31 protein-coding genes are annotated in these 21,073 nt (G+C 45.4%); all 31 read right to left on the bottom strand.

The genetic code is table 11. The features are described from left to right. Positions 1 to 25: 25 nt before the first annotated feature. Positions 26 to 1,363 (bottom strand): preprotein translocase subunit SecY, encoded by a 1,338-nt coding sequence (gene secY, locus MKS89_RS01575; protein WP_021019662.1) that lies wholly within the window; start codon positions 1,361 to 1,363, stop codon positions 26 to 28. An 18-nt stretch (positions 1,364 to 1,381) separates the two neighbouring features. Then, the gene (rplO, locus tag MKS89_RS01570) at positions 1,382 to 1,816 is read right to left on the bottom strand and encodes a 50S ribosomal protein L15 (protein ID WP_021019661.1); all 435 of its coding nucleotides are present in this window, start codon (positions 1,814 to 1,816) and stop codon (positions 1,382 to 1,384) included. A 5-nt stretch (positions 1,817 to 1,821) separates the two neighbouring features. Continuing rightward, the gene (gene rpmD, locus MKS89_RS01565; RefSeq protein ID WP_021019660.1) at positions 1,822 to 1,998 is read right to left on the bottom strand and encodes a 50S ribosomal protein L30; all 177 of its coding nucleotides are present in this window, start codon (positions 1,996 to 1,998) and stop codon (positions 1,822 to 1,824) included. 5 nt (positions 1,999 to 2,003) lie between these two features. Beyond that, complete coding sequence (gene rpsE / locus MKS89_RS01560) at positions 2,004 to 2,504, bottom strand: 30S ribosomal protein S5 (RefSeq protein ID WP_021019659.1); 501 nt, start codon at positions 2,502 to 2,504, stop codon at positions 2,004 to 2,006. Positions 2,505 to 2,518: 14 nt separating this feature from the next. After that, positions 2,519 to 2,872, bottom strand: coding sequence for a 50S ribosomal protein L18 (gene rplR / locus MKS89_RS01555; protein WP_021019658.1), 354 nt, complete (start codon positions 2,870 to 2,872; stop codon positions 2,519 to 2,521). A gap of 9 nt (positions 2,873 to 2,881) precedes the next feature. Next, positions 2,882 to 3,415, bottom strand: coding sequence for a 50S ribosomal protein L6 (rplF, locus tag MKS89_RS01550; RefSeq protein ID WP_072959069.1), 534 nt, complete (start codon positions 3,413 to 3,415; stop codon positions 2,882 to 2,884). A 15-nt stretch (positions 3,416 to 3,430) separates the two neighbouring features. Beyond that, complete coding sequence (gene rpsH / locus MKS89_RS01545) at positions 3,431 to 3,823, bottom strand: 30S ribosomal protein S8 (RefSeq protein ID WP_021019656.1); 393 nt, start codon at positions 3,821 to 3,823, stop codon at positions 3,431 to 3,433. Positions 3,824 to 3,852: 29 nt separating this feature from the next. After that, positions 3,853 to 4,158 carry a 30S ribosomal protein S14 gene (gene rpsN, locus MKS89_RS01540; protein WP_038179113.1) on the bottom strand — a complete coding sequence of 102 codons (306 nt, stop codon included), beginning with the start codon at positions 4,156 to 4,158 and terminating at the stop codon, positions 3,853 to 3,855. 17 nt (positions 4,159 to 4,175) lie between these two features. Beyond that, positions 4,176 to 4,715, bottom strand: a complete 540-nt coding sequence (gene rplE / locus MKS89_RS01535) for a 50S ribosomal protein L5 (protein ID WP_021019654.1) — start codon at positions 4,713 to 4,715, stop codon at positions 4,176 to 4,178. A gap of 23 nt (positions 4,716 to 4,738) precedes the next feature. Beyond that, on the bottom strand, positions 4,739 to 5,056 hold the full coding sequence (gene rplX / locus MKS89_RS01530) for a 50S ribosomal protein L24 (RefSeq protein ID WP_021019653.1): 318 nt from the start codon (positions 5,054 to 5,056) through the stop codon (positions 4,739 to 4,741). 13 nt (positions 5,057 to 5,069) lie between these two features. Continuing rightward, positions 5,070 to 5,441, bottom strand: a complete 372-nt coding sequence (gene rplN, locus MKS89_RS01525) for a 50S ribosomal protein L14 (RefSeq protein WP_021019652.1) — start codon at positions 5,439 to 5,441, stop codon at positions 5,070 to 5,072. Positions 5,442 to 5,596: 155 nt separating this feature from the next. Further along, complete coding sequence (rpsQ, locus tag MKS89_RS01520; RefSeq protein WP_021019651.1) at positions 5,597 to 5,851, bottom strand: 30S ribosomal protein S17; 255 nt, start codon at positions 5,849 to 5,851, stop codon at positions 5,597 to 5,599. Next, positions 5,851 to 6,042, bottom strand: coding sequence for a 50S ribosomal protein L29 (gene rpmC / locus MKS89_RS01515; RefSeq protein WP_021019650.1), 192 nt, complete (start codon positions 6,040 to 6,042; stop codon positions 5,851 to 5,853). Before rpmC ends, rpsQ begins: the two co-directional genes overlap by 1 nt. Beyond that, complete coding sequence (gene rplP, locus MKS89_RS01510; protein WP_021019649.1) at positions 6,042 to 6,452, bottom strand: 50S ribosomal protein L16; 411 nt, start codon at positions 6,450 to 6,452, stop codon at positions 6,042 to 6,044. The genes rpmC and rplP overlap by 1 nt, the downstream gene beginning before the upstream one ends. Before the next feature lie 11 nt (positions 6,453 to 6,463). After that, the gene (gene rpsC / locus MKS89_RS01505) at positions 6,464 to 7,168 is read right to left on the bottom strand and encodes a 30S ribosomal protein S3 (protein ID WP_072959072.1); all 705 of its coding nucleotides are present in this window, start codon (positions 7,166 to 7,168) and stop codon (positions 6,464 to 6,466) included. Positions 7,169 to 7,187: 19 nt separating this feature from the next. Continuing rightward, the gene (gene rplV / locus MKS89_RS01500; protein ID WP_027694083.1) at positions 7,188 to 7,520 is read right to left on the bottom strand and encodes a 50S ribosomal protein L22; all 333 of its coding nucleotides are present in this window, start codon (positions 7,518 to 7,520) and stop codon (positions 7,188 to 7,190) included. A gap of 10 nt (positions 7,521 to 7,530) precedes the next feature. Further along, positions 7,531 to 7,809 carry a 30S ribosomal protein S19 gene (gene rpsS, locus MKS89_RS01495; RefSeq protein WP_004398469.1) on the bottom strand — a complete coding sequence of 93 codons (279 nt, stop codon included), beginning with the start codon at positions 7,807 to 7,809 and terminating at the stop codon, positions 7,531 to 7,533. Between the two features lie 20 nt (positions 7,810 to 7,829). Beyond that, on the bottom strand, positions 7,830 to 8,654 hold the full coding sequence (gene rplB / locus MKS89_RS01490; protein ID WP_072959075.1) for a 50S ribosomal protein L2: 825 nt from the start codon (positions 8,652 to 8,654) through the stop codon (positions 7,830 to 7,832). A 16-nt stretch (positions 8,655 to 8,670) separates the two neighbouring features. Then, entirely contained in the window at positions 8,671 to 8,973 is a 303-nt protein-coding gene (gene rplW, locus MKS89_RS01485) for a 50S ribosomal protein L23 (RefSeq protein WP_021019645.1), read from the bottom strand. Next, positions 8,970 to 9,572, bottom strand: a complete 603-nt coding sequence (rplD, locus tag MKS89_RS01480; RefSeq protein WP_021019644.1) for a 50S ribosomal protein L4 — start codon at positions 9,570 to 9,572, stop codon at positions 8,970 to 8,972. The genes rplW and rplD overlap by 4 nt, the downstream gene beginning before the upstream one ends. A gap of 16 nt (positions 9,573 to 9,588) precedes the next feature. After that, the gene (rplC, locus tag MKS89_RS01475; protein ID WP_021019643.1) at positions 9,589 to 10,218 is read right to left on the bottom strand and encodes a 50S ribosomal protein L3; all 630 of its coding nucleotides are present in this window, start codon (positions 10,216 to 10,218) and stop codon (positions 9,589 to 9,591) included. Positions 10,219 to 10,233: 15 nt separating this feature from the next. Next, positions 10,234 to 10,545, bottom strand: a complete 312-nt coding sequence (rpsJ, locus tag MKS89_RS01470; RefSeq protein ID WP_001181007.1) for a 30S ribosomal protein S10 — start codon at positions 10,543 to 10,545, stop codon at positions 10,234 to 10,236. Between the two features lie 361 nt (positions 10,546 to 10,906). Further along, positions 10,907 to 11,647: a 23S rRNA (guanosine(2251)-2'-O)-methyltransferase RlmB gene (rlmB, locus tag MKS89_RS01465; protein ID WP_072959077.1), complete on the bottom strand. Its 741-nt coding sequence runs from the start codon at positions 11,645 to 11,647 to the stop codon at positions 10,907 to 10,909. 10 nt (positions 11,648 to 11,657) lie between these two features. Beyond that, a complete protein-coding gene (gene rnr / locus MKS89_RS01460; RefSeq protein WP_072959080.1) occupies positions 11,658 to 14,099 on the bottom strand; it encodes a ribonuclease R in 2,442 nt (813 codons plus the stop codon). Positions 14,100 to 14,295: 196 nt separating this feature from the next. After that, positions 14,296 to 14,931, bottom strand: coding sequence for a flagellar protein MotX (gene motX, locus MKS89_RS01455; RefSeq protein WP_072959083.1), 636 nt, complete (start codon positions 14,929 to 14,931; stop codon positions 14,296 to 14,298). A 194-nt stretch (positions 14,932 to 15,125) separates the two neighbouring features. Continuing rightward, positions 15,126 to 16,427 carry an adenylosuccinate synthase gene (locus MKS89_RS01450; RefSeq protein WP_072959086.1) on the bottom strand — a complete coding sequence of 434 codons (1,302 nt, stop codon included), beginning with the start codon at positions 16,425 to 16,427 and terminating at the stop codon, positions 15,126 to 15,128. Between the two features lie 147 nt (positions 16,428 to 16,574). Continuing rightward, a complete protein-coding gene (locus MKS89_RS01445; RefSeq protein WP_072959090.1) occupies positions 16,575 to 17,519 on the bottom strand; it encodes an isoaspartyl peptidase/L-asparaginase family protein in 945 nt (314 codons plus the stop codon). Positions 17,520 to 17,603: 84 nt separating this feature from the next. Further along, entirely contained in the window at positions 17,604 to 18,140 is a 537-nt protein-coding gene (slyD, locus tag MKS89_RS01440; protein WP_072959093.1) for a peptidylprolyl isomerase, read from the bottom strand. Positions 18,141 to 18,261: 121 nt separating this feature from the next. Next, complete coding sequence (locus MKS89_RS01435) at positions 18,262 to 18,462, bottom strand: YheV family putative zinc ribbon protein (protein ID WP_072959095.1); 201 nt, start codon at positions 18,460 to 18,462, stop codon at positions 18,262 to 18,264. 3 nt (positions 18,463 to 18,465) lie between these two features. After that, entirely contained in the window at positions 18,466 to 20,271 is a 1,806-nt protein-coding gene (gene kefB, locus MKS89_RS01430) for a glutathione-regulated potassium-efflux system protein KefB (RefSeq protein WP_072959099.1), read from the bottom strand. Continuing rightward, entirely contained in the window at positions 20,272 to 20,856 is a 585-nt protein-coding gene (gene kefG, locus MKS89_RS01425) for a glutathione-regulated potassium-efflux system ancillary protein KefG (RefSeq protein ID WP_072959102.1), read from the bottom strand. Positions 20,857 to 21,073: the final 217 nt, after the last annotated feature.

Here is a 21,073-nt window from a genome sequence, read left to right as displayed (position 1 = left end):
CTAAACTCCGTGAGAGAAATCTGAATTAACGGCCATAGCCTTTCAGATTTGCTTTTTTCAACACAGAATCATATTGACTTGACATCATATGAGTCTGTACCTGTGCCATAAAGTCCATAATAACCACAACTACAATCAGTAGTGAGGTGCCGCCAAAATAGAAACGTACATTCCAAGCGACCATCATGAACTGAGGGATCAGACAGATAAAGGTAATATATAACGCACCAGCTAAGGTTAGACGCGTCATTACTTTATCAATATATCTGGCAGTCTGCTCACCTGGGCGGATACCGGGTACGAACGCACCAGACTTCTTCAAATTATCTGCTGTTTCACGTGGGTTGAATACCAACGCAGTATAAAAGAAACAGAAAAAGATAATTGCAACTGCATAAAGTATTACATACAAAGGTTGACCGGGGCTCAGTGCCAAAGACACTTTTGTCAGCCAGCTAAACGCTGAGCCTTCACCACCACTATTACCAAACCATTGTGCTAACGTTCCTGGGAACAAAATAATACTTGATGCAAAGATTGCTGGAATTACCCCTGCCATATTAATTTTCAATGGCAAATGGGTGCTCTGTGCTGCGAAGACTTTGCGACCTTGTTGGCGTTTTGCGTAGTTAACAACGATACGACGCTGACCACGCTCCATAAAGACAACAAAATAAATCACAGCAAAAGAGATTACCGCAATCAACAGGAGAAGAAGCACATGCAATTCACCTTGACGCGCTTGCTCAATCGTTTGTCCGATTGCCTTTGGCAGACCAGCAACAATACCTGCAAATATCAGTAATGAAATACCATTACCAATACCCCGCTCAGTAATCTGTTCACCTAACCACATTAAGAACATGGTACCGGTTACTAGACTCACTGTTGCGATGAACGTAAACATGGTTTGATCGATAACGACCAGATTAGAGACCATGTTTGGTAGTCCTGTCGCAATCCCAAGAGCTTGGAATGTTGCAAGTACAAGCGTGCCGTAACGCGTATATTGGCTAATCTTACGACGCCCTGCTTCACCCTCTTTCTTGAGTTCAGCTAACGCGGGATGAACTACAGTTAGCAACTGGACAACAATCGATGCCGAAATATATGGCATGATTCCCAGCGCTAATATAGATGCACGCGAAAGAGCACCACCGGAGAACATGTTAAACATTTCTACGATGGTCCCTTTTTGCTGTTCGAACAAATCGGCTAGTACAGCTGCGTCAATACCAGGAATCGGCACAAAGGAGCCCGCTCGGAATACGAGAAGCGCACCTAATACGAATAACAAGCGCGACTTCAATTCACTTAAGCCGCTCTGAGCACTACGAAAATCTTGTCCTGGTTTCTTAGCCATCTGTACCTCGTTTCGAGATTATTCCTCGATTTTTCCGCCTGCAGCTTCGATTGCAGCTTTAGCGCCTTTAGTTACGCGTAAACCCTTGACTGTAACAGCTTTGTTGATCTCACCAGAAAGAACGATTTTTACATTCTCAATGTTTTTAGTCACAACATTTGCTGCTTTCAGGCTGTTCAGGTCAACAACTTCGCTTGTTACTTTCGCTAATTCACTTAGACGAACTTCAGCAGACACTAAACTCTTACGAGAAGTGAAACCGAATTTTGGCAAGCGTTGTTTCAAAGGCATTTGACCACCTTCAAAACCTGCACGAACTTTACCGCCAGAGCGTGATTTTTGACCTTTGTGGCCACGACCACCTGTTTTACCCAGGCCAGAACCGATACCGCGACCTAAACGCTTCTTAGAAGGCTTAGAACCTGCAGCCGGAGATAGAGTATTCAAACGCATTCTGATTACTCCTCAACTTTAACCATGTATTGAACTTTATTGATCATACCACGTACACATGGTGTATCTTCAAGTTCAACAGTGTGGTTGATACGACGAAGGCCTAGACCACGCAAAGTAGCTTTATGCTTTGGTAGGCGACCAATTGAGCTTTTAGTTTGAGTTACTTTAATAGTTGCCATGGTGCTTACTCCGAAATCGATTCAACAGTTAGACCACGTTTAGCTGCAACCATTTCTGGTGACTTCATGCTACCCAAAGCATCAATCGTTGCACGAACGATGTTGATTGGGTTTGTAGAGCCATACGCTTTTGACAAAACGTTATGTACACCTGCAACTTCAAGTACAGCACGCATCGCACCACCGGCGATAACACCCGTACCTTCAGCAGCTTGCTGCATATAAACTTTAGAGCCCGAGTGGCGACCTTTTACCGGGTGGAAAAGTGTGCCTTCGTTCAACGCGATCGTAATCATGTTACGACGCGCTTTTTCCATTGCTTTTTGAATCGCAGCAGGTACTTCACGAGCTTTGCCGTAACCGAAACCTACGCGACCATTACCATCACCAACAACTGTTAGTGCAGTAAAGCTCATGATTCGACCACCTTTAACCGTTTTAGAAACACGGTTAACAGCGATTAATTTTTCTTGCAAATCACTCGCTTGTTGTAATTCTTTAGCCATCTTCCAACCCTACCTTAGAATTTCAGACCAGCTTCGCGAGCAGATTCTGCTAGCGCCGCTACTCGACCGTGGTATTGGAAACCGGAACGATCAAAAGCAACTTCTGACACGCCTTTTTCCAGAGCGCGTTCAGCAATAGCTTTACCTACCGCTTGTGCTGCTTCGATGTTTCCAGTGAATTTCAATTGCTCACGGATCGCTTTTTCTACAGTAGAAGCTGCAGCGATAACCTCAGAGCCATTAGATGCGATAACCTGCGCGTACACGTGACGAGGAGTACGGTGTACAACTAGGCGAGTGGCACCCAGTTCTGCAATCTTACGACGTGCACGAGTGGCACGACGGATGCGAGATGCTTTCTTATCCATAGTGTTACCTTACTTCTTCTTAGCTTCTTTAGTACGCACATTTTCATCTGCGTAACGAACACCCTTACCTTTGTAAGGTTCAGGCTCACGGTAAGCACGAATATCAGCCGCAACTTGACCCACAAGTTGTTTATCACAACCGGTGATAGTAATTTCAGTTTGGCTTGGACATTCTGCTTTAATTCCTGCTGGCAATTCATGTTCAACAGGGTGAGAGAAGCCCAGTGTCAGAGCTACAGCATTGCCTTTCATTGAGGCACGGTAACCAACACCTTTTAGTACAAGCTTCTTCGTAAAGCCTTCCATCACACCAACAACCATGTTGTTCACCAGTGCACGAGCAGTACCTGCCTGTGCCCAAGCATTCGCAACACCGTCACGAGGTCCGAAAGTTAGGTTACTTTCTTCTTGAGCAATCACAACTGCGTTATTCAGTACGCGAGTTAGTTCACCCTTTGCACCTTTCACAGTGATCTCTTGGCCGTTTAATTTCACCTCTACGCCAGCTGGAATAGCGACAGGTGCTTTAGCAACACGAGACATATCCTACTCCTATAATTAAGCTACGTAGCAAATGATTTCACCACCAAGACCTGCTTTACGGGCAGCACGGTCTGACATCAGACCCTTGGAAGTGGATACAACAGCAACACCCAAACCGCCCATCACAGATGGCAGCTCGTCTTTTCTTTTATAGACGCGCAGGCCAGGACGTGAAACACGTTTGATTTGCTCGATAACTGGTTTCGCTTGAAAATATTTCAGCGTAACTTCCAGTTCAGGTTTTACATCGCCTTCAACAGCGAAATCTTCGATATAACCTTCAGCTTTTAGAAGTGCAGCAATTGCAACTTTCAGCTTTGAAGAAGGCATTTTTACAGCAACTTTGTTTGCTGCCTGACCGTTACGAATACGGGTCAGCATATCCGAAATCGGATCTTGCATGCTCATAAACTTTACTCCAAATGATTAAGTGGCAATTACCAGCTAGCCTTACGAAGTCCAGGAATCTCGCCTTTCATGCAAGCTTCACGAACTTTAATACGGCTTAAACCGAACTTACGTAGGTAACCATGTGGACGACCAGTTTGGTTACAACGGTTACGCTGACGTGATGCACTTGAATCACGAGGAAGTGTTTGAAGTTTCAGAACAGCATCCCAACGTTCTTCTTCAGATACGTTTACGTCGCTGATAGTAGCTTTTAACGCAGCACGCTTTTCAGCATACTGAGCGACAAGCTTTGCACGTTTTACTTCACGTGCTTTCATTGATTGTTTAGCCATAACAGTAACCCTTCACCTTACTTGCGGAATGGGAAGTTAAAGGCAGCCAGCAGAGCACGGCCTTCCTCATCAGTGGACGCACTAGTCGTGATTGTTACATCAAGACCACGTACACGGTCGACTTTATCGTAGTCGATTTCCGGGAAGATGATTTGCTCGCGAACGCCCATGCTATAGTTACCGCGACCATCAAAAGATTTCGCGCTAACACCACGGAAGTCACGTACACGTGGTAGAGCGATAGAAATCAAACGCTCCAAAAAATCCCACATACGTTCGCCACGCAAGGTTACTTTACAACCAATTGGGTAGCCTTCACGGATTTTGAAACCTGCAACAGATTTGCGAGCTTTTGTGACAAGAGGCTTTTGACCAGAAATGGCCGCCATGTCAGCTGCTGCATTCTCAAGCAGTTTCTTATCGTTGATAGCTTCACCAACGCCCATGTTTAGGGTGATTTTATCAATCCTAGGGACTTGCATGACGCTTGTGTAACCGAACTGTTTGGTCAGTTCAGCGACTACAGACGACTTGTAGTAATCATGCAGTTTCGCCATAGTAGAACTCCAAATTACGTCTATTAGTTAGAAATGGTTTCACCGTTAGATTTGAAGAAACGGACTTTTTTGCCGTCTTCAAAACGGAAACCGACACGGTCCGCTTTACCAGTAGCTGCATTGAAGATTGCAACGTTAGAAGCATCGAGTGCTGCTTCTTGTTCAACGATTCCACCTTGAACACCCATAGCCGGTACAGGCTTTTGATGTTTTTTCACAAGGTTGATGCCTTCAACAATAACTTTACCAGTTCCAAGAACCTTAGTTACTTTACCTTTCTTGCCTTTGTCTTTACCGGCAAGAACAACGATTTCGTCATTACGACGGATTTTAGCTGCCATCTTCTGCGCTCCCTTACAATACTTCTGGAGCCAGTGAAACAATCTTCATAAACTTCGCATTACGAAGCTCACGAGTCACTGGACCAAAGATACGTGTACCGACTGGTTGCTCAGTATTGTTATTCAACAATACACAAGCGTTACGGTCGAAGCGAATGACAGAACCGTCTGGACGACGTACGCCTTTACGGGTGCGAACTACCACCGCCTTCAGGACATCACCCTTTTTAACTTTACCGCGAGGAATTGCTTCTTTGACGGTAACTTTGATGATGTCGCCGATATGTGCGTAACGACGGTGAGAGCCACCCAGAACCTTAATACACATTACGCTGCGAGCGCCTGAGTTATCAGCTGCGTCCAGCATACTTTGCATTTGGATCATGTTAGTGCTCCGCTAAATATTAAAACTAGACCCTCTCGGGTCGGGCTGCCTTTAAAAAGGGAGGCGAATTGTAACACCCTTTTTTCAGATTGGGTAGTCAAAAAACAAACGGCTCCAAAAATAACTGGAGCCGTTTCTTGATTGAAAAATAAAAGTTAAACTTTTGCTTTTTCTACCACTTTCACCAAAGTCCAAGACTTAGTCTTAGACAATGGACGACACTCACGAATTTCAACGGTATCGCCTTGGCCACACTCGTTGTTTTCATCATGTGCGTGAATTTTAGTCGTGCGTTTAACGAACTTACCGTAAATCGGATGTTTTACGAAACGTTCGATAACAACAACGATAGACTTATCCATCTTGTCACTAACAACACGACCGAGTTGAGTACGAATTTTGTCGCTCATTATGCGCCTGCCTTCTCAGTCAAAACAGTTTTCACACGTGCGATATCACGGCGTACAGCTTTCAGAGTATGAGTCTGCTGCAGTTGACCAGTCGCAGCTTGCATACGCAAGTTGAACTGTTCACGTAGCAAATTCAATAGCTCTGCATTCAGCTCTTCAGCGCTCTTTTCGCGTAGATCTTGTGCTTTCATCACATCACCTGCTTAGTTACGAAAGTAGTCTTGAACGGAAGTTTTGCAGCTGCAAGCGCAAAAGCTTCACGTGCCAATTCTTCAGGTACACCGTCCATTTCGTACATAACCTTACCAGGTTGGATTTGGGCTACCCAGTACTCAACGTTACCTTTACCCTTACCTTGACGAACTTCAAGTGGTTTTTCTGTGATAGGCTTATCTGGGAATACACGAATCCAGATTTTACCTTGACGCTTAACGTGACGTGTCATCGCACGACGAGCCGCTTCGATCTGACGAGCAGTCAAACGACCACGGCCGACAGCTTTCAAACCAAATGTACCGAAAGAAACATCAGTACCTTTAGCTAGACCACGGTTGCGACCAGTATGAACCTTACGGAACTTTGTACGTTTAGGTTGTAGCATCTGTCGACTCCTTACTTACGGCCTTTACGCTGTTTCTTAGGCTTATCACCTTTAGGCTCAGCGGTATTTGCATTTGCAGCTGGCATCCCACCAAGGATTTCTCCTTTGAAGATCCATACTTTAACGCCAATCACACCATACTGAGTGTGAGCCGAAGAAGTTGCGTACTCAATGTCTGCACGAAGAGTGTGTAGAGGTACACGACCTTCACGATACCACTCAGAACGTGCGATTTCAGCGCCGCCTAAACGACCACTTACTTCTACTTTGATACCCTTAGCACCTAGACGCATTGCGTTTTGTACTGCACGCTTCATCGCGCGACGGAACATAACACGACGTTCTAGCTGAGACGCGATGCTATCAGCCACTAATTGGCCATCTAGCTCAGGCTTACGTACTTCAGCGATATTGATTTGCGCTGGTACACCTGCAATTTTCGCTACCGCAGTACGAAGTTTTTCGACGTCTTCACCTTTCTTACCGATAACGACACCTGGACGAGCCGTGTGGATAGTCACACGGATACTTTTCGCAGGACGCTCGATAACAATGCGTGATAGAGACGCTTTTGACAATTCCTTAGTGAGGAATTGACGTACCTTGAAGTCGCCGTCTAGGTTGTCAGCGAACTCTTTGGTGTTAGCAAACCATGTAGCATTCCAAGGCTTCACGATGCCTAGACGAATACCATTTGGATGTACTTTCTGACCCATTGCTTACTCTCCTAGTCTCTTAGCGATCTGCGACAACCACAGTAATGTGGCTTGAACGCTTCAAGATACGGTCCGCACGGCCTTTGGCACGAGGCATAATACGCTTCATGACAGGGCCCTCATCTACGAAGATTTTTGCGACGTTTAGATCGTCAATATCTGCACCTTCGTTATGCTCCGCGTTTGCGATAGCTGACTCAAGAACTTTCTTAACTAAGTCAGCAGCTTTTTTGTTGCTGAAAGTCAGAATTTCCAGAGCCTGATCGACAGACTTACCACGGATCAAATCTGCAACTAAGCGAGCTTTCTGTGGAGAAATACGAGCAAAGTTATGTTTAGCAACAGCTTCCATCATCTACTCCTTACTTCTTCTTCGCTTTCTTATCTGCAGCATGACCGCGATAAGTACGTGTTGGTGCAAATTCACCCAGTTTGTGACCGATCATTTCATCAGTTACGAAAACCGGGACGTGCTGACGACCATTATGGACAGCGATGGTCAAACCAATCATTGATGGAATGATCATTGAACGACGGGACCAAGTCTTAATAGGCTTTTTGTCTCCGCTTTCCACCGCTTTCTCTACCTTCTTCAGCAAGTGTAGGTCAATAAATGGACCTTTCTTGAGAGAACGTGGCATGGCTTATCCTCTTAAATAGATTACTTATTACGACGACGTACAATGTACTTGTCGGTGCGTTTGTTTTTACGGGTTTTGAAGCCCTTAGTAGGCATACCCCAAGGAGATACAGGGTGACGACCACCAGATGTGCGACCTTCACCACCACCGTGTGGGTGATCAACCGGGTTCATCACAACACCACGAACAGTAGGACGAACACCACGCCAGCGTGTAGCACCTGCTTTACCAAGTTCACGAAGCATGTGTTCAGAGTTACCCACTTCGCCAATCGTTGCACGACCTTCGGAAGGAACTCGACGCATTTCACCAGAACGCAGACGAATTGTTGCGTATGCACCGTCACGAGCAACGATTTGTGCATAAGCACCAGCAGAACGTGCAAGTTGTGCACCTTTTCCTGGTTTCAATTCAACACAGTGAACTGTTGAACCTACTGGGATATTGCGCATCGGCAGAGTGTTACCTGCTTTAATTGGCGCATCTACTCCAGACTGGATTACATCACCAGCTTGCAGACCTTTTGGTGCGATGATGTAACGACGTTCACCATCTGCATAAAGAACCAAAGCGATGTTTGCACTACGGTTTGGATCATATTCCAGACGCTCAACTTTTGCCGGAATGCCATCTTTAGTACGTTTAAAATCAATCAAACGATAGTGTTGCTTATGACCACCACCGATATGACGTACTGTGATACGACCGTTGTTGTTACGACCACCGTTTTTAGAGTTTTTCTCTAAAAGTGGCGCATAAGGTTTACCTTTATGCAGGTCATTGTTCACAACTTTAACGACGTGACGGCGACCAGCCGAAGTCGGCTTACATTTAACAATAGCCATTTTTCAACTACTCCTGTTATTCCGCGCCGCCAACGAAGTCAAGATCCTGACCTTCTTTCAAAGTTACATACGCTTTTTTCACGTCGCTACGACGGCCTTGGCGCATACCTTGACGCTTAGTCTTACCCTTAGTAATCAGGGTATTTACAGATTCAACTTCAACTTCAAATAGCTTTTCTACGGCTGCTTTAATCTCTTTTTTCGTTGCATCTTTCGCTACTTTGAAAACAACAGTGTTTGCTTTCTCGGCAACCATTGTTGCTTTTTCAGAGATGTGCGGAGCACGCAGAACTTTTAGTAGACGCTCTTCGCTAATCATGCCAGCATCTCCTCAACTTGCTTAACTGCAGAAGCAGTCATAAGAACCTTGTCAAACGCGATCAAGCTAACAGGATCGATTCCCGCTGCGTCACGTACGTCAACTTTATAAAGGTTACGAGCAGCTAAGAACAGATTCTCGTCTACTTCACCAGTAACGATAAGTACATCGTTAAGCTCAAGTTCTTTAAGCTTAGCTACCAGATCTTTAGTTTTTGGAGCTTCAACTGAGAAATCATCAACAACGATCAGACGCTCTTGACGAACCAGCTCAGAAAGAATGCTCTTCATAGCGCCACGGTACATTTTTTTGTTTACTTTTTGGCTGTGATCTTGTGGTTTCGCAGCAAAAGTAACACCACCTGTACGCCAGATTGGGCTACGGATTGTACCAGCACGAGCACGGCCAGTACCTTTTTGACGCCATGGTTTAGCGCCGCCGCCAGAAACTTCTGAACGTGTTTTTTGAGCACGAGTACCTTGACGAGCACCTGCTGCATAAGCAACAACCACTTGATGTACAAGAGCTTCGTTGAACTCACGTCCGAAAGTAGTTTCGGAAACAGTTAGTGCGTCAGCACCTTTAACCATCAATTCCATTACTTACTCCTAGACGTTATGCTTTAACAGCTGGTTTAACGATCACGTCACCACCGATAGCACCAGGGACTGCACCTTTAATCAGAAGCAGGTTGCGCTCAGCGTCGACACGTACGATCTCTAGGTTTTGAGTCGTTACACGCTCAGCACCCATGTGACCTGCCATTTTCTTGCCCTTGAATACACGACCTGGAGTCTGACATTGACCGATAGAACCAGGAGCACGATGCGACAATGAGTTACCGTGAGTCATATCTTGAGTACGGAAGTTCCAACGCTTCACAGCACCTTGGAAACCTTTACCTTTAGATGTACCAGTAACGTCTACTTTTTTTACTTCATTGAAAAGTTCAACAGTCAATTCTGAACCGACTGAAAACTCTTCTCCGTTTTCTAAACGGAATTCCCAAAGACCGCGGCCAGCGTCAACACCCGCTTTCGCGAAGTGACCAGCTTCTGGCTTAGATACACGGTTGGCTTTTTTCGCACCAGAAGTTACTTGGATTGCAGTATAACCGTCACTATCAAGTGTTTTAACTTGAGCAACACGGTTCGCTTCAACCTCAACAACTGTAACTGGGATGGAAACGCCTTCTTCGGTAAACACGCGGGTCATACCCACTTTACGTCCGACTAGACCAATCATTCTTCTAATCTCCCCTTAACCTAGGCTGATTTGTACATCAACGCCAGCAGCTAGATCGAGACGCATCAGAGCGTCAACAGTTTTGTCTGTTGGCTCAACGATGTCGATTAGACGTTTGTGAGTACGGATTTCGTACTGGTCACGAGCATCTTTGTTGACGTGTGGAGAGATAAGAACAGTGAAACGCTCTTTACGAGTAGGTAGTGGGATAGGACCACGAACCTGTGCGCCGGTACGCTTTGCTGTTTCAACGATTTCCGCAGTAGAAGCGTCGATTAATTTGTAATCGAAAGCTTTTAGGCGGATTCGGATACGTTGGTTCTGCATGAGACAGAGCTCCAAATTCAAAAAATTACACAAACAATATCGCCACTCATGCCCACTTATTGTGAGAGAATGTCGATTGATTCATGTGAAACCGTAGCTCCCTAATTGGGAACATTGTCAGCTAATTTAGATCAACTTTATTAAGCTAATTTATATTAACTGCGAACATAAGCTAAGTATACATTACCTGATAAATCTAAAAGATGTATCAGCTCCTTGCTGCTCATTGGTTCACAACTGGCTTAACCAGTGGCGGGTATTATACAGATGGAATGGTTACATGCAAGGTTCGCTGGAAAAATAATCAAAATAAAATCGGGCTCTGTTATTTCTGCAGAGCCCGATGGTCATCCGAAGAAGCTTAGTGTGATAAACGCTGTCTCACCGCTTCAAAAAGACAAATTCCGGTCGCGACTGATACGTTTAAACTAGACACGCTTCCCGACATCGGAATTTTAACCAATGCATCACAGGTTTCTCTGGTCAGGCGGCGCATCCCATCGCCTTCCGCACCCATAACAATGGCTAACGAACCTGTCAGTTTAGACTGGAAAATATCTTGAGTGGCTTCTCCGGCAGTCCCAACAAACCAGACCCCTTGTTCCTGTAAAGCCTTCATTGTTCTAGCTAGATTGGTCACCCGGACTAAAGGGACACTTTCAGCGGCACCACAAGCCACTTTACTCACGGTTGCATTCAGTGGTGCCGATTTATCTTTGGGAACAATCACGGCTGTAACACCGGCGGCATCTGCATTTCTAAGACACGCCCCAAGATTATGCGGATCAGTCACACCATCCAAAACAAGTAATAGCGGATGTTCAACTGCGGTTAAAAGTGCATCCAGATCATGTTCATTCAAGGTTTTGGCGGGTTTCACTTTTGCCATCATCCCTTGGTGGCTTGCACCTTGGGATTTTTTATCTAGCGCTTGTCGGCTCATCTGTTGAATTGAAATACCGAGCCTTTGCAACTCATTCAACACAGGAAGCAAACGACGGTCTTGTCGATCTTTCAAAACAAAGACTTCGATCAATCGATCCGGGGTTTTCTCCAACACAGCACTCACCGCATGAATGCCATATATAAATTCATTACTCATTTGTTACCTATCATTTGTCAGTCTTGGCTGATTTTGATTTACGAAGACGCGATTTTTTCTTACGGACTTTCTCAGCCTTGCTTTTCTTTTTGACCGTTTTATTCCGATCATTCTCATCATTAGGATTTTTCACCGGTTCAATATTCGGTATCGCTTTTCCTCGCCGTCGGGACGATCCTTTTTTCCCTTGTTTTGCTTCCGCTTCACGTTTCTTCGCTGTTTTTCCTTCACCGCGTAGCTTACGACTTGTCTCGACTAATTCAAAGTCAATATGGCGTTCATCTAGGTTTACAGCCTGAACTTTAACTTTGACAGCATCGCCTAAACGGTAAATCAGTCCGAAACTTTCACCAATCAGACGTTGACCAATCGGATCATACTGGTAGTAATCATTTGCCAAGCTGGAAATATGCACCAAGCCATCAATATGTAACTCAGTCAAACGCACAAAAAATCCAAACCCAGTGACATTCGCAATCACGCCATCCAACACCTCACCGACATGATCTTGCATATATTCACATTTCAGCCAGTCGGATACTTCCCGTGTTGCATCATCTGCGCGACGCTCTGTCATTGAACACTGTTCACCATAATAATTCATATCATCGAATGAATAGTGATAGCCACCAGTCGGCGTCCAACGATCTTGATTTGTACCTTGCTGTTTTGCAATCAAGTATTTAATCGCCCGATGTAACAGTAAATCCGGGTAACGCCGAATCGGGGAAGTAAAATGTGCGTATCGCTTTAAAGCCAGCCCAAAGTGACCACAGTTATCAGGGTTATATACCGCTTGCTTCATCGAACGAAGTAGCATGGTTTGGATCAGTTCATGATCGGGGCGATTCGCGACTTGTTTCATTAAAATGGCATAATCTGTCGGAGTCGGCTCTAATCCACCGGTCAAATTCAGTCCCAACTCTCCGAGAAAATCTCGGAATCCCATCAAACGCTCTTCTCCCGGCGTTTCATGAATTCGGAATAAAGCAGGTTCTTTCAATTTTTCAACGAAAGAAGCTGATGCAATATTCGCTAGAATCATACACTCTTCGATGATCTTATGAGCGTCATTCCGGACTAACGGCTCAATCCGATCAATTTTCCGCTCAGCATTAAAGATAAACTTCGTTTCTACCGTTTCAAATTCAATTGCACCTCGGTTCTCTCTCTCACTTTTCAGAACCTGATACATCTTGTATAACTCTTCCAGATGGGGGACTAACGGTTCATAACGCTCCCGAAGCTCCTCGTCACCCGCTAAAATCGCAGCAACTTTGTTATAAGTCAGTCGCGCATGCGAGTTCATCACCGCTTCATAATGTTTATAGCTCGAGAGTCTCCCAGTTGCGGATATGGTCATCTCACAGACCATACATAGTCGATCAACCTGTGGATTGAGAGAACAGAGGCCATTTGACAAAATCTCCGGTAGCATCGGCACGACCTGAGACGGAAAGTAGACAGAATTACCACGATTGATCGCTTCTTTATCAAGCGCAGAATCGGTTCTGACATAGTAACTCACATCGGCAATCGCAACCCAGAGACGCCAACCACCGCCCTTCTTCGCCTCACAATAGACAGCATCATCAAAGTCTCGAGCATCTTCACCATCAATCGTGACTAGTGGCAGCGTTCTCAAATCAACCCGCCCCTGTTTCGCTTCTTCTGGGACGTGTTCACTAAACTGCTTCACTTGTTGTTCGACCGCTTCTGGCCACTCGTGAGGAATCTGATGGGTTCGAATCGCAATCTGAGTCTCCATACCGGGTGCCATACTTTCACCAAGGACATCACTCACCTTACCCATCATGCCACGAGAGCGGCTACCTCGGTCGGTAATCTCGATAACAACAACATTGCCCATTCGGGCGCCGGCGCGCGCTTCATCGGGAATCAAAATATCATGACTGATCCGAGAGTCATCAGGTACGACGTAAGAATATCCATGTTCAAAGAAGAACCGACCCACAATCTGGCCGTTTCTTTCTTCTAATATCCTGACCAGCCGACCTTCTTTCCGACCTCTTTTATCAGTGCCATTCGGTTGAATCAGCACATAATCCCCATGAATCAGCGTTCTCATCTGATGATGTGGCAGTAAGATATCCTCATCTCTCCCTCGGACTCCCTCCGGTCTGACCCAACCGTACCCATCTTTATGGCCGATGACATACCCTTTAATCATTTCCAGTTTTTCCGGCAGTGCATAGCACTGGCGACGCGTGAAGACCAGTTGCCCATCTCTTTCCATGGCTCTCAGACGTCGTCTTAACCCTTCGTATTGTTCTTCTCCTGAAAGTTGTAATACTTCGAACAGGTCATTGCGATTCATCGGAACATTTGCCTGAGCTAGAAATTCCAAAATAAACTCGCGGCTGGGAATCGGGTTGTCATAATTATTTGCTTCACGATCAGCAAATGGATCGTTTTGAGTAGTGTCAGACATAAGTCGTCCTAAGGAAGAAGGTAATCTCTTAAAATACTGCCTGAATTAACCATTTTTAAATGGCGATCCAGAAAGCATGAATATAGCTTATTGAAGATATATTAGCGGGAAGTTGTGATTTCTTCAAAAATCAGGTGGTTAAACTAAGGAAGTTTTCAATAAATTGTAACAGAAATGAACACATCAATATATAGTGCTACCAAAGCGTCTCTCTCATTTTCGCACGAGCAATAATATTCTCTGGCATACGCTGTTCAAGTCCCTGACGCAACATCGCAATACGTTTGTGCATCCTCGTATCGGCTGTAACAGAATGATATAGCCATCGATAAGCATCTTCATAATCAAGCGGACTACCATAATCCCGCAGTAATAATTCAGCCAATTTCACACGGGCTTTCAAATTACCCATTGCGGAGGCTTCTCTCAGGTACACAATTGCGCGTTCACGATCTTGTTGAACAAGCATACCTTCAGCGTAATAGCGACCAAGTTGCTCAAGCGCCGTCGGTAATCCCTGACTGGCAGCGGCTTCCATATAATAGAGCCCCAGTTCAGCGTCCTGATCGACACACACGCCCCATGCCAACATATCGCCATACAAAAATTCATACGATGGCAAATTGATCCGCGTAGCCCGGGCAACGATATCTTCAACCAGCTGACACTTATCAGCCTTTACTCGCTCCAGATGCTTATTCTGTTTGATCAGTTGAATTAACTCAGCTTCGGAATAAATTTGGACTGGCGGCCCGACATCAGCGACAGTAGCATTGACTGAAACGCTCAACATCATCATTAACAACGAAGCTGCTACGCTTAGTAGCCTCATATACATACTCTTTTTTGAACGATCGCTTAACAATATCACCCACTTTGACTAGGGCTTAAATACCGTATCGGCAGACGAACAAATGACTTTAGGAGAAAGTTACTGTCGATTTTTTACACAACTGTACATAACAATCCCTAAAAAAGCAAAAAGCCGGTCGTGAAAGACCGGCTCTGATAATGAAGTCGTATTCGTTACGCAACACTGAACGGATGAACTTTGATAATCGTCTCATTCCGGTCCGGGCCTGTTGAGATGATATCGACAGGTACACCAGTTAATTCTTCGATGCGTTGAACATAGTTCAATGCAGCCTGAGGCAAATCTTCAAGCTTTTTGACACCAAATGTACTCTCAGGCCAACCTGGCATTGTTTCATAAATCGGGGTCACATGATCGTAAGCATCAGCTGCCATTGGAGAAACTTCGGCGATAGAACCATCTTTCATTTGGTAACCGGTACAAATTTTGATTTCTTTCAAACCATCTAAGACATCAAGCTTCGTCATACAGAAACCGGTAATCGAGTTGATTTGAATCGCACGGCGCATCGCAACGGCATCAAACCAACCACAACGACGCTTACGTCCGGTTGTTGCACCAAATTCTTGTCCTTTGGTTCCCAGATACTCACCCGTTTCGTCATTCAATTCAGTCGGGAAAGGGCCGGCACCAACGCGAGTACAATACGCTTTGGCAATACCAAGAATATACCCGAGATGACGAGGACCGAAACCAGAACCGGCAGCAACACCGCCTGCAGTCGTATTGGATGAGGTAACATACGGATAAGTCCCGTGGTCAATATCCAGCAGTGTTCCCTGCGCGCCTTCAAACATGATTTTGTCACCGCGCTTACGAGCCGTATCCAGTTCATCAGTCACATCAATGACCATTGAAGTGAGCAAGTCAGCATAACCCATGGCTTGCTCCAGAACTTCATCGTAACTTACGGGTTCTACTTTATAGAAGTTAACGAGCTGGAAGTTATGATACGTCATGACTTCCTGCAGTTTAGCTGCGAAAGTGGTACGATCAAACAAGTCTCCGACACGTAAACCACGGCGCGCAACTTTATCTTCATAAGCTGGACCGATACCACGTCCGGTTGTGCCGATAGCTTTTGTGCCACGAGCTGATTCGCGAGCCTGATCCAGTGCAATATGGTAAGGTAAAATAAGCGGGCAAGCTTCAGAAATAGAAAGACGTTGGCGAACAGGAATGCCTCGAGCTTCAAGCGCTTCCATTTCGTTTAAAAGTGCATCCGGAGAAAGTACAACACCATTTCCGATAATGCATTTTACGTGTTCGCGGAGAATACCGGATGGAATCAAATGGAGAACGGTTTTCTCACCATCAATGACCAGAGTATGACCTGCATTGTGACCGCCCTGATAACGGACAACATACTTTGCATCTTCAGTAAGCAGATCAACAATTTTCCCTTTACCTTCATCACCCCATTGGGTGCCTAGTACGACAACGTTATTTCCCATCTTTCCAAATCTGATTGCTGGTTAAAAATGGATTCTACCACCGAATGTTGGATGATGCAGTCATTTTTTAAGCATAAAAAATTCATAAAAAAGCGCTTTTTGTTCGATTTTATAATCAAAAAGAAATCGTTTGCGTAAAATACCGACTTACACTTCATCCGCGTAAATTTTAACCTGTTTTCTGCCATGAATATCGATGCAACTCCGATACATACCCGCACAGTTCATACCGAAATGAATCTCACCGGATTGGTCAATGGCAATCACGCCACCCTCTCCGCCTAACATTTTGACTTCTCCTTGGATAACCGCAGTGCAAGCAGTATGTACATCTTCCTGTAAGTAACGCATTCGCGCAGCAATATCACTGGCAACACAACAACGAATAAAGGCTTCACCCATGCCGGTCGCAGAGATGGCGACATTGTGGTTTTCTGCATAAGTGCCGGCACCGATAATCGGAGAATCCCCGACGCGTCCATAACGTTTATTGGTGATGCCACCAGTACTGGTTGCAGCAGCGAGGTTACCATCCCGATCCAGTGCAACGGCACCAACGGTACCGAATTTGTGATCATCAGGGTAACTTGACTCAGACAGCGCGACATTCCCTTCTGCTTTCATGGCTAACAACTGTTCGTAACGTCTGTCGGTAAAAAAATAATCCTGTTCGGTATAGTCATAACCAAGCTGTGCCGCGAACTCTTCCGCCCCTTCTCCCATTAACATCACATGCTCACTCTGCTGCATCACATCTCTGGCAAGTCTTACTGGATTTTTGATATGACGAACCCCGGCAACAGCGCCTGCTTGTCGACCTTTACCACACATCACTGCCGCATCCATTTCGACCATCTCTTTTGTCGTCAAAACAGAGCCTTTTCCTGCATTAAAGTGCGGAGAGTCCTCAAGAACTCTGACAGCACAGACCACTGCATCGACAGCACTTGCGCCCTGGGCTAATAACTGATGTCCCTGAGAAACAGCTTGATCTAACGCCTGTTCTACCGCTCGCTGTATTTCTTCCGTCATTTGAGAACGTAAAATCGTGCCGGCACCGCCATGGATTGCAATCGCAAAAGGTTTTTTCATATATATCCTCGTCAGACCATAAAAAAACACCTGCACAAAACGGCAGGTGTTTCCATTTAGATTCAGTGAAACGAATCCGGACAATTAATGGCAGCCACAGCCGCCATTTCCGTCACAGCAACCTTCTTCACCGTGATCATGTCCACAGCTACCGTCGCCTTGATGAATATGCCCATGAGCAACTTCTTCATCTGTCGCAGCGCGAACAGAAACAACCTCAACATCAAACGTCAGTGTTTGACCAGCCAGCATGTGGTTACCATCAACGACAACTTCATCGCCATCAACTTCTGTAATTTCAACGGGGATCTGGCCTTGATCAGTTTCTGCTAGAAAACGCATACCCGCTTCAAGTTGATCGACACCATGAAAAACATCGGCCGGAACACGCTGAACCAAGTCATCATTGTATTCACCGTATGCGTCTACAGGTGCAACTGTTGCAGTAAATTTATCACCAGCAACTTTACCTTCAAGTTCACGCTCTAAACCGACGATCAAGTTGTGATGACCATGTAGGTAATCAAGCGGGGCATCAGCGGTTGACTGATCAGCGACAACTCCGTCTTCGAGTTTGAGTTGGTACGCTAAACTCACCACAACATTCTTTTCAATTTTCATAAACGCTCCAAGGCATCGAGTGTATTTTGTCACCTATTGTGACCGTATTGCATCTGTCCAAGTGATTCGAAATCCTTGGAGAACTGGGCGATATTATGAAGAAGTATCTCGTAAACCTCAATTAATCCGGTTTAAAAATACCAATCATCGCTTCTTCTGCATGTTTACTTTGCCCGACGGAGCGTGGGGTTCTCTGTTCGGTATAATCACATTCCACACATTCGACATGCTCAACATGATTATCCTCCCACCAGCGAAGTGAATCGGCAGCATGGCACTGCGGACAACTGACGCCAGCAATAAAACGTTTCTTTACTCTCACAAATTAATCCTGGTCTCTTTCCCAAAAATCTCGAGCTTGATGATCTTTTTCCATCTCGCGTCCAAATATTTCTTCCAACTCTAGCCGAATTTCCTTGGCACGCAACGAAAGTTGCTTGCCTTCATTATGCATTGGAAGCAGTTCTTCCAGCATCGCATTATCTAAACGACAAAAATGTGATTCCGCCCGCTTTGCCTGATAAGGATGCATCCCCAATTCAATCAGTGTCTGCCTTCCTAGATCCAACGCTCCCAAGAATGTTTCTCGCGAGAAATGCGGTACACCATGATTCAGCAATTGATAGGCTTCAACCCGGCTGCGTGCCCGTGCTAAAATTTTCAATTGCGGGAAGTGATGCTGACATAATGCAACAATCGCCATCACCTCATCCGGATCATCGGTACATACGACTATCGCTTCCGCATCTTCAGCGCCCGCAGAACGGAGTAACTCCAAGTTGGTCGCATCACCATAAAATACTTGATAACCATACTTACGCAGCAGTTTGATCTGACTTGCATCACTTTCAAGAATAGTGACTTTGATTTTATTGGCAAACATCAAACGGCCAACAACTTGGCCAAACCGACCAAACCCAGCAATAATCACTCTCGGGTCATTATTTTCGACATCAACCGCTAAATCATCGACTGAGTTGAACTCTCGGGCAAACCAACGTTTCTGAATACTGAGCAATAAGGGGGTTGTAACCATCGATAAACTGACCACGACCAGCAAAAATGACGTCTGCTCAGCGTGTAGTAAACCTTCAGACTGCGCAGCGGTAAAGATGACAAAAGCAAACTCTCCCCCCTGACTCAGAATCGCAGCCATACTGCTTCGTGCTTTGGCACGAGTTCCGAACAACCGAGCCAGTAAATAGAGGAGCCCGGCTTTCACCGCCACCAGTACAGTCACCGCAGCGAGAATTTGTAATGGATTGTTGATCAACAGTCCTAAATCAACAGCCATGCCGATGGCAATAAAAAAGAGCCCGAGCAGTAACCCTTTAAATGGTTCAATAGACACTTCCAACTCATGGCGAAACTCACTTTCTGCCAAGAGGACGCCAGCAAGAAAAGTTCCCAATGCCATGGACAGTCCTAAAAATTGCATCAGTAATGCAATACTAATGACCAACAATAATGCCGCAACGGTGAACAGCTCCCGGACACCACTCATCACAATATAGCGAAATAACGGGCTCAATAAAAAATGTCCACCCACCAACAAGCCGACAATGCCACATAGCATCCAGAGCGCATCAATCCACTCGCCTGCTGAATTCCCGGCCAGTACAGGTAACAACGCCAACATAGGGATGACTGCAATATCCTGAAATAACAATACCGCAAAACCGGATTGACCGGTTTCGCTGCGCTCCAACTCTTGCTCCTCAATGACTCGCAAAGCAATGGCTGTAGAAGAAAGCGCTAATCCCATCCCCATCACCAAACTAACTTGCCAACTGCCGACAAAAAAATGAATCAGACTGGCTAATACGGTACTGGTCACCACAACCTGAGCACCACCAAGCCCCAGAATCGGTGATTTCATTTGCCAAAGCTTACGCGGATTCAACTCAAGCCCAATCACAAACAGCAATAGAACCACACCAAATTCTGCAAAATGCAAAATCGCGTCAACATCACTGATTAATCCGAGTCCCCAAGGGCCAATCGCCACACCCGCCAATAGATAGCCCAACACCGACCCAAGTCCTGCTCGCTGGGCCACCGGCACGGCAATAGCAGCTGCGGTTAGAAATACGGCACCACTTTGTAAAAAATCATTCGTCAATGCTGCCATTTATTGCTCCTCTGAATTATGAGTGTCCATCATCTCAGGAGCACTCAACCACCGGCGGTAAGATTCGGCATGTTGGTATCTTTCAGTCTCAGTGACATTACGCGACCAGTATAAAATCAATGGCTCACACCATGCCATACGGCAAAGTGAGGCAATCAGCTCGAATGGCTGTAAAATTTCGTCCAACGGGTATTTGTTATAGCCTTTATTCCCAAAAGCCGTCTTCTTGCCCCCGGTGGTAATCACACTACGCCAGATTTTACCAGCCAGCGCACATTGAGAGCCAAAAGCAAAATCTTTACATAACACCCTATCCAACCATTCTTTCAATAATGCGGGACAAGAGTACATATAAAGCGGATGTTGAAAAACAATCACATCATGCGCCATCAACAAACTCTGTTCAGCATCGACATCAATAAAAAAATCCGGATAGGTCGCATAAAGATCATGAATCGTGACATTCTCAAGCGACTTGATCGCTTCAATCAAGACCTGATTAACAATCGAGCTCTGAGGCTCTGGATGAGCAAAGATCACTAACACCTTGGGGCACTCAGTGGTACACGAAACCGTATCAGTCATGGCTAACTTCACTCCTCTGTCTATTTTACTGAATCATAACGTATTGTAATCTGTCCATACCAATCTTCCCTGCGATTTCTATCATAATCGTTTTCTCATCCGGGGCGCATCTCAAATCATAGACGACCAAACTTTCACTCACACAAACACAAATAATGAAAATCAAGAAAGAGACACTAACAGATCCAACAGTCGCGCTCCGCTAATCATCGACATT

Source organism: Vibrio gazogenes, from assembly GCF_023920225.1.
Taxonomy (GTDB): domain Bacteria; phylum Pseudomonadota; class Gammaproteobacteria; order Enterobacterales; family Vibrionaceae; genus Vibrio; species Vibrio gazogenes.
The sequence above is the reverse complement of the archived record's forward strand: the minus strand, read 5'-3'. Positions and strand labels throughout refer to the sequence as shown.

Coding starts and splice junctions, on each gene's coding strand:
- slyD (WP_072959093.1), bottom strand. CDS start 18,140: ATGAAAATTGAAAAGAATGTTGTGGTGAGTTTAGCGTACCAACTCAAA.
- rnr (WP_072959080.1), bottom strand. CDS start 14,099: ATGTCTGACACTACTCAAAACGATCCATTTGCTGATCGTGAAGCAAAT.
- rpsN (WP_038179113.1), bottom strand. CDS start 4,158: ATGGCTAAACAATCAATGAAAGCACGTGAAGTAAAACGTGCAAAGCTT.
- rpsQ (WP_021019651.1), bottom strand. CDS start 5,851: ATGAGCGACAAAATTCGTACTCAACTCGGTCGTGTTGTTAGTGACAAG.
- rpmD (WP_021019660.1), bottom strand. CDS start 1,998: ATGGCAACTATTAAAGTAACTCAAACTAAAAGCTCAATTGGTCGCCTA.
- rpmC (WP_021019650.1), bottom strand. CDS start 6,042: ATGAAAGCACAAGATCTACGCGAAAAGAGCGCTGAAGAGCTGAATGCA.
- rplB (WP_072959075.1), bottom strand. CDS start 8,654: ATGGCTATTGTTAAATGTAAGCCGACTTCGGCTGGTCGCCGTCACGTC.
- motX (WP_072959083.1), bottom strand. CDS start 14,931: ATGAGGCTACTAAGCGTAGCAGCTTCGTTGTTAATGATGATGTTGAGC.
- rplP (WP_021019649.1), bottom strand. CDS start 6,452: ATGCTACAACCTAAACGTACAAAGTTCCGTAAGGTTCATACTGGTCGC.
- rplW (WP_021019645.1), bottom strand. CDS start 8,973: ATGATTAGCGAAGAGCGTCTACTAAAAGTTCTGCGTGCTCCGCACATC.
- kefB (WP_072959099.1), bottom strand. CDS start 20,271: ATGGCAGCATTGACGAATGATTTTTTACAAAGTGGTGCCGTATTTCTA.
- rplX (WP_021019653.1), bottom strand. CDS start 5,056: ATGGCAGCTAAAATCCGTCGTAATGACGAAATCGTTGTTCTTGCCGGT.
- rpsH (WP_021019656.1), bottom strand. CDS start 3,823: ATGAGCATGCAAGATCCGATTTCGGATATGCTGACCCGTATTCGTAAC.
- MKS89_RS01445 (WP_072959090.1), bottom strand. CDS start 17,519: ATGAAAAAACCTTTTGCGATTGCAATCCATGGCGGTGCCGGCACGATT.
- rplD (WP_021019644.1), bottom strand. CDS start 9,572: ATGGAATTGATGGTTAAAGGTGCTGACGCACTAACTGTTTCCGAAACT.
- rpsC (WP_072959072.1), bottom strand. CDS start 7,168: ATGGGTCAGAAAGTACATCCAAATGGTATTCGTCTAGGCATCGTGAAG.
- rlmB (WP_072959077.1), bottom strand. CDS start 11,647: ATGAGTAATGAATTTATATATGGCATTCATGCGGTGAGTGCTGTGTTG.
- secY (WP_021019662.1), bottom strand. CDS start 1,363: ATGGCTAAGAAACCAGGACAAGATTTTCGTAGTGCTCAGAGCGGCTTA.
- rplE (WP_021019654.1), bottom strand. CDS start 4,715: ATGGCGAAACTGCATGATTACTACAAGTCGTCTGTAGTCGCTGAACTG.
- rpsJ (WP_001181007.1), bottom strand. CDS start 10,545: ATGCAGAACCAACGTATCCGAATCCGCCTAAAAGCTTTCGATTACAAA.
- rpsS (WP_004398469.1), bottom strand. CDS start 7,809: ATGCCACGTTCTCTCAAGAAAGGTCCATTTATTGACCTACACTTGCTG.
- rpsE (WP_021019659.1), bottom strand. CDS start 2,504: ATGGCTAAAGAATTACAACAAGCGAGTGATTTGCAAGAAAAATTAATC.
- kefG (WP_072959102.1), bottom strand. CDS start 20,856: ATGACTGATACGGTTTCGTGTACCACTGAGTGCCCCAAGGTGTTAGTG.
- rplN (WP_021019652.1), bottom strand. CDS start 5,441: ATGATCCAAATGCAAAGTATGCTGGACGCAGCTGATAACTCAGGCGCT.
- rplF (WP_072959069.1), bottom strand. CDS start 3,415: ATGTCTCGTGTTGCTAAAGCACCTGTCGCTATTCCAGCTGGCGTAGAG.
- rplO (WP_021019661.1), bottom strand. CDS start 1,816: ATGCGTTTGAATACTCTATCTCCGGCTGCAGGTTCTAAGCCTTCTAAG.
- rplC (WP_021019643.1), bottom strand. CDS start 10,218: ATGATTGGTCTAGTCGGACGTAAAGTGGGTATGACCCGCGTGTTTACC.
- MKS89_RS01450 (WP_072959086.1), bottom strand. CDS start 16,427: ATGGGAAATAACGTTGTCGTACTAGGCACCCAATGGGGTGATGAAGGT.
- rplR (WP_021019658.1), bottom strand. CDS start 2,872: ATGGATAAGAAAGCATCTCGCATCCGTCGTGCCACTCGTGCACGTCGT.
- rplV (WP_027694083.1), bottom strand. CDS start 7,520: ATGGAAGCTGTTGCTAAACATAACTTTGCTCGTATTTCTCCACAGAAA.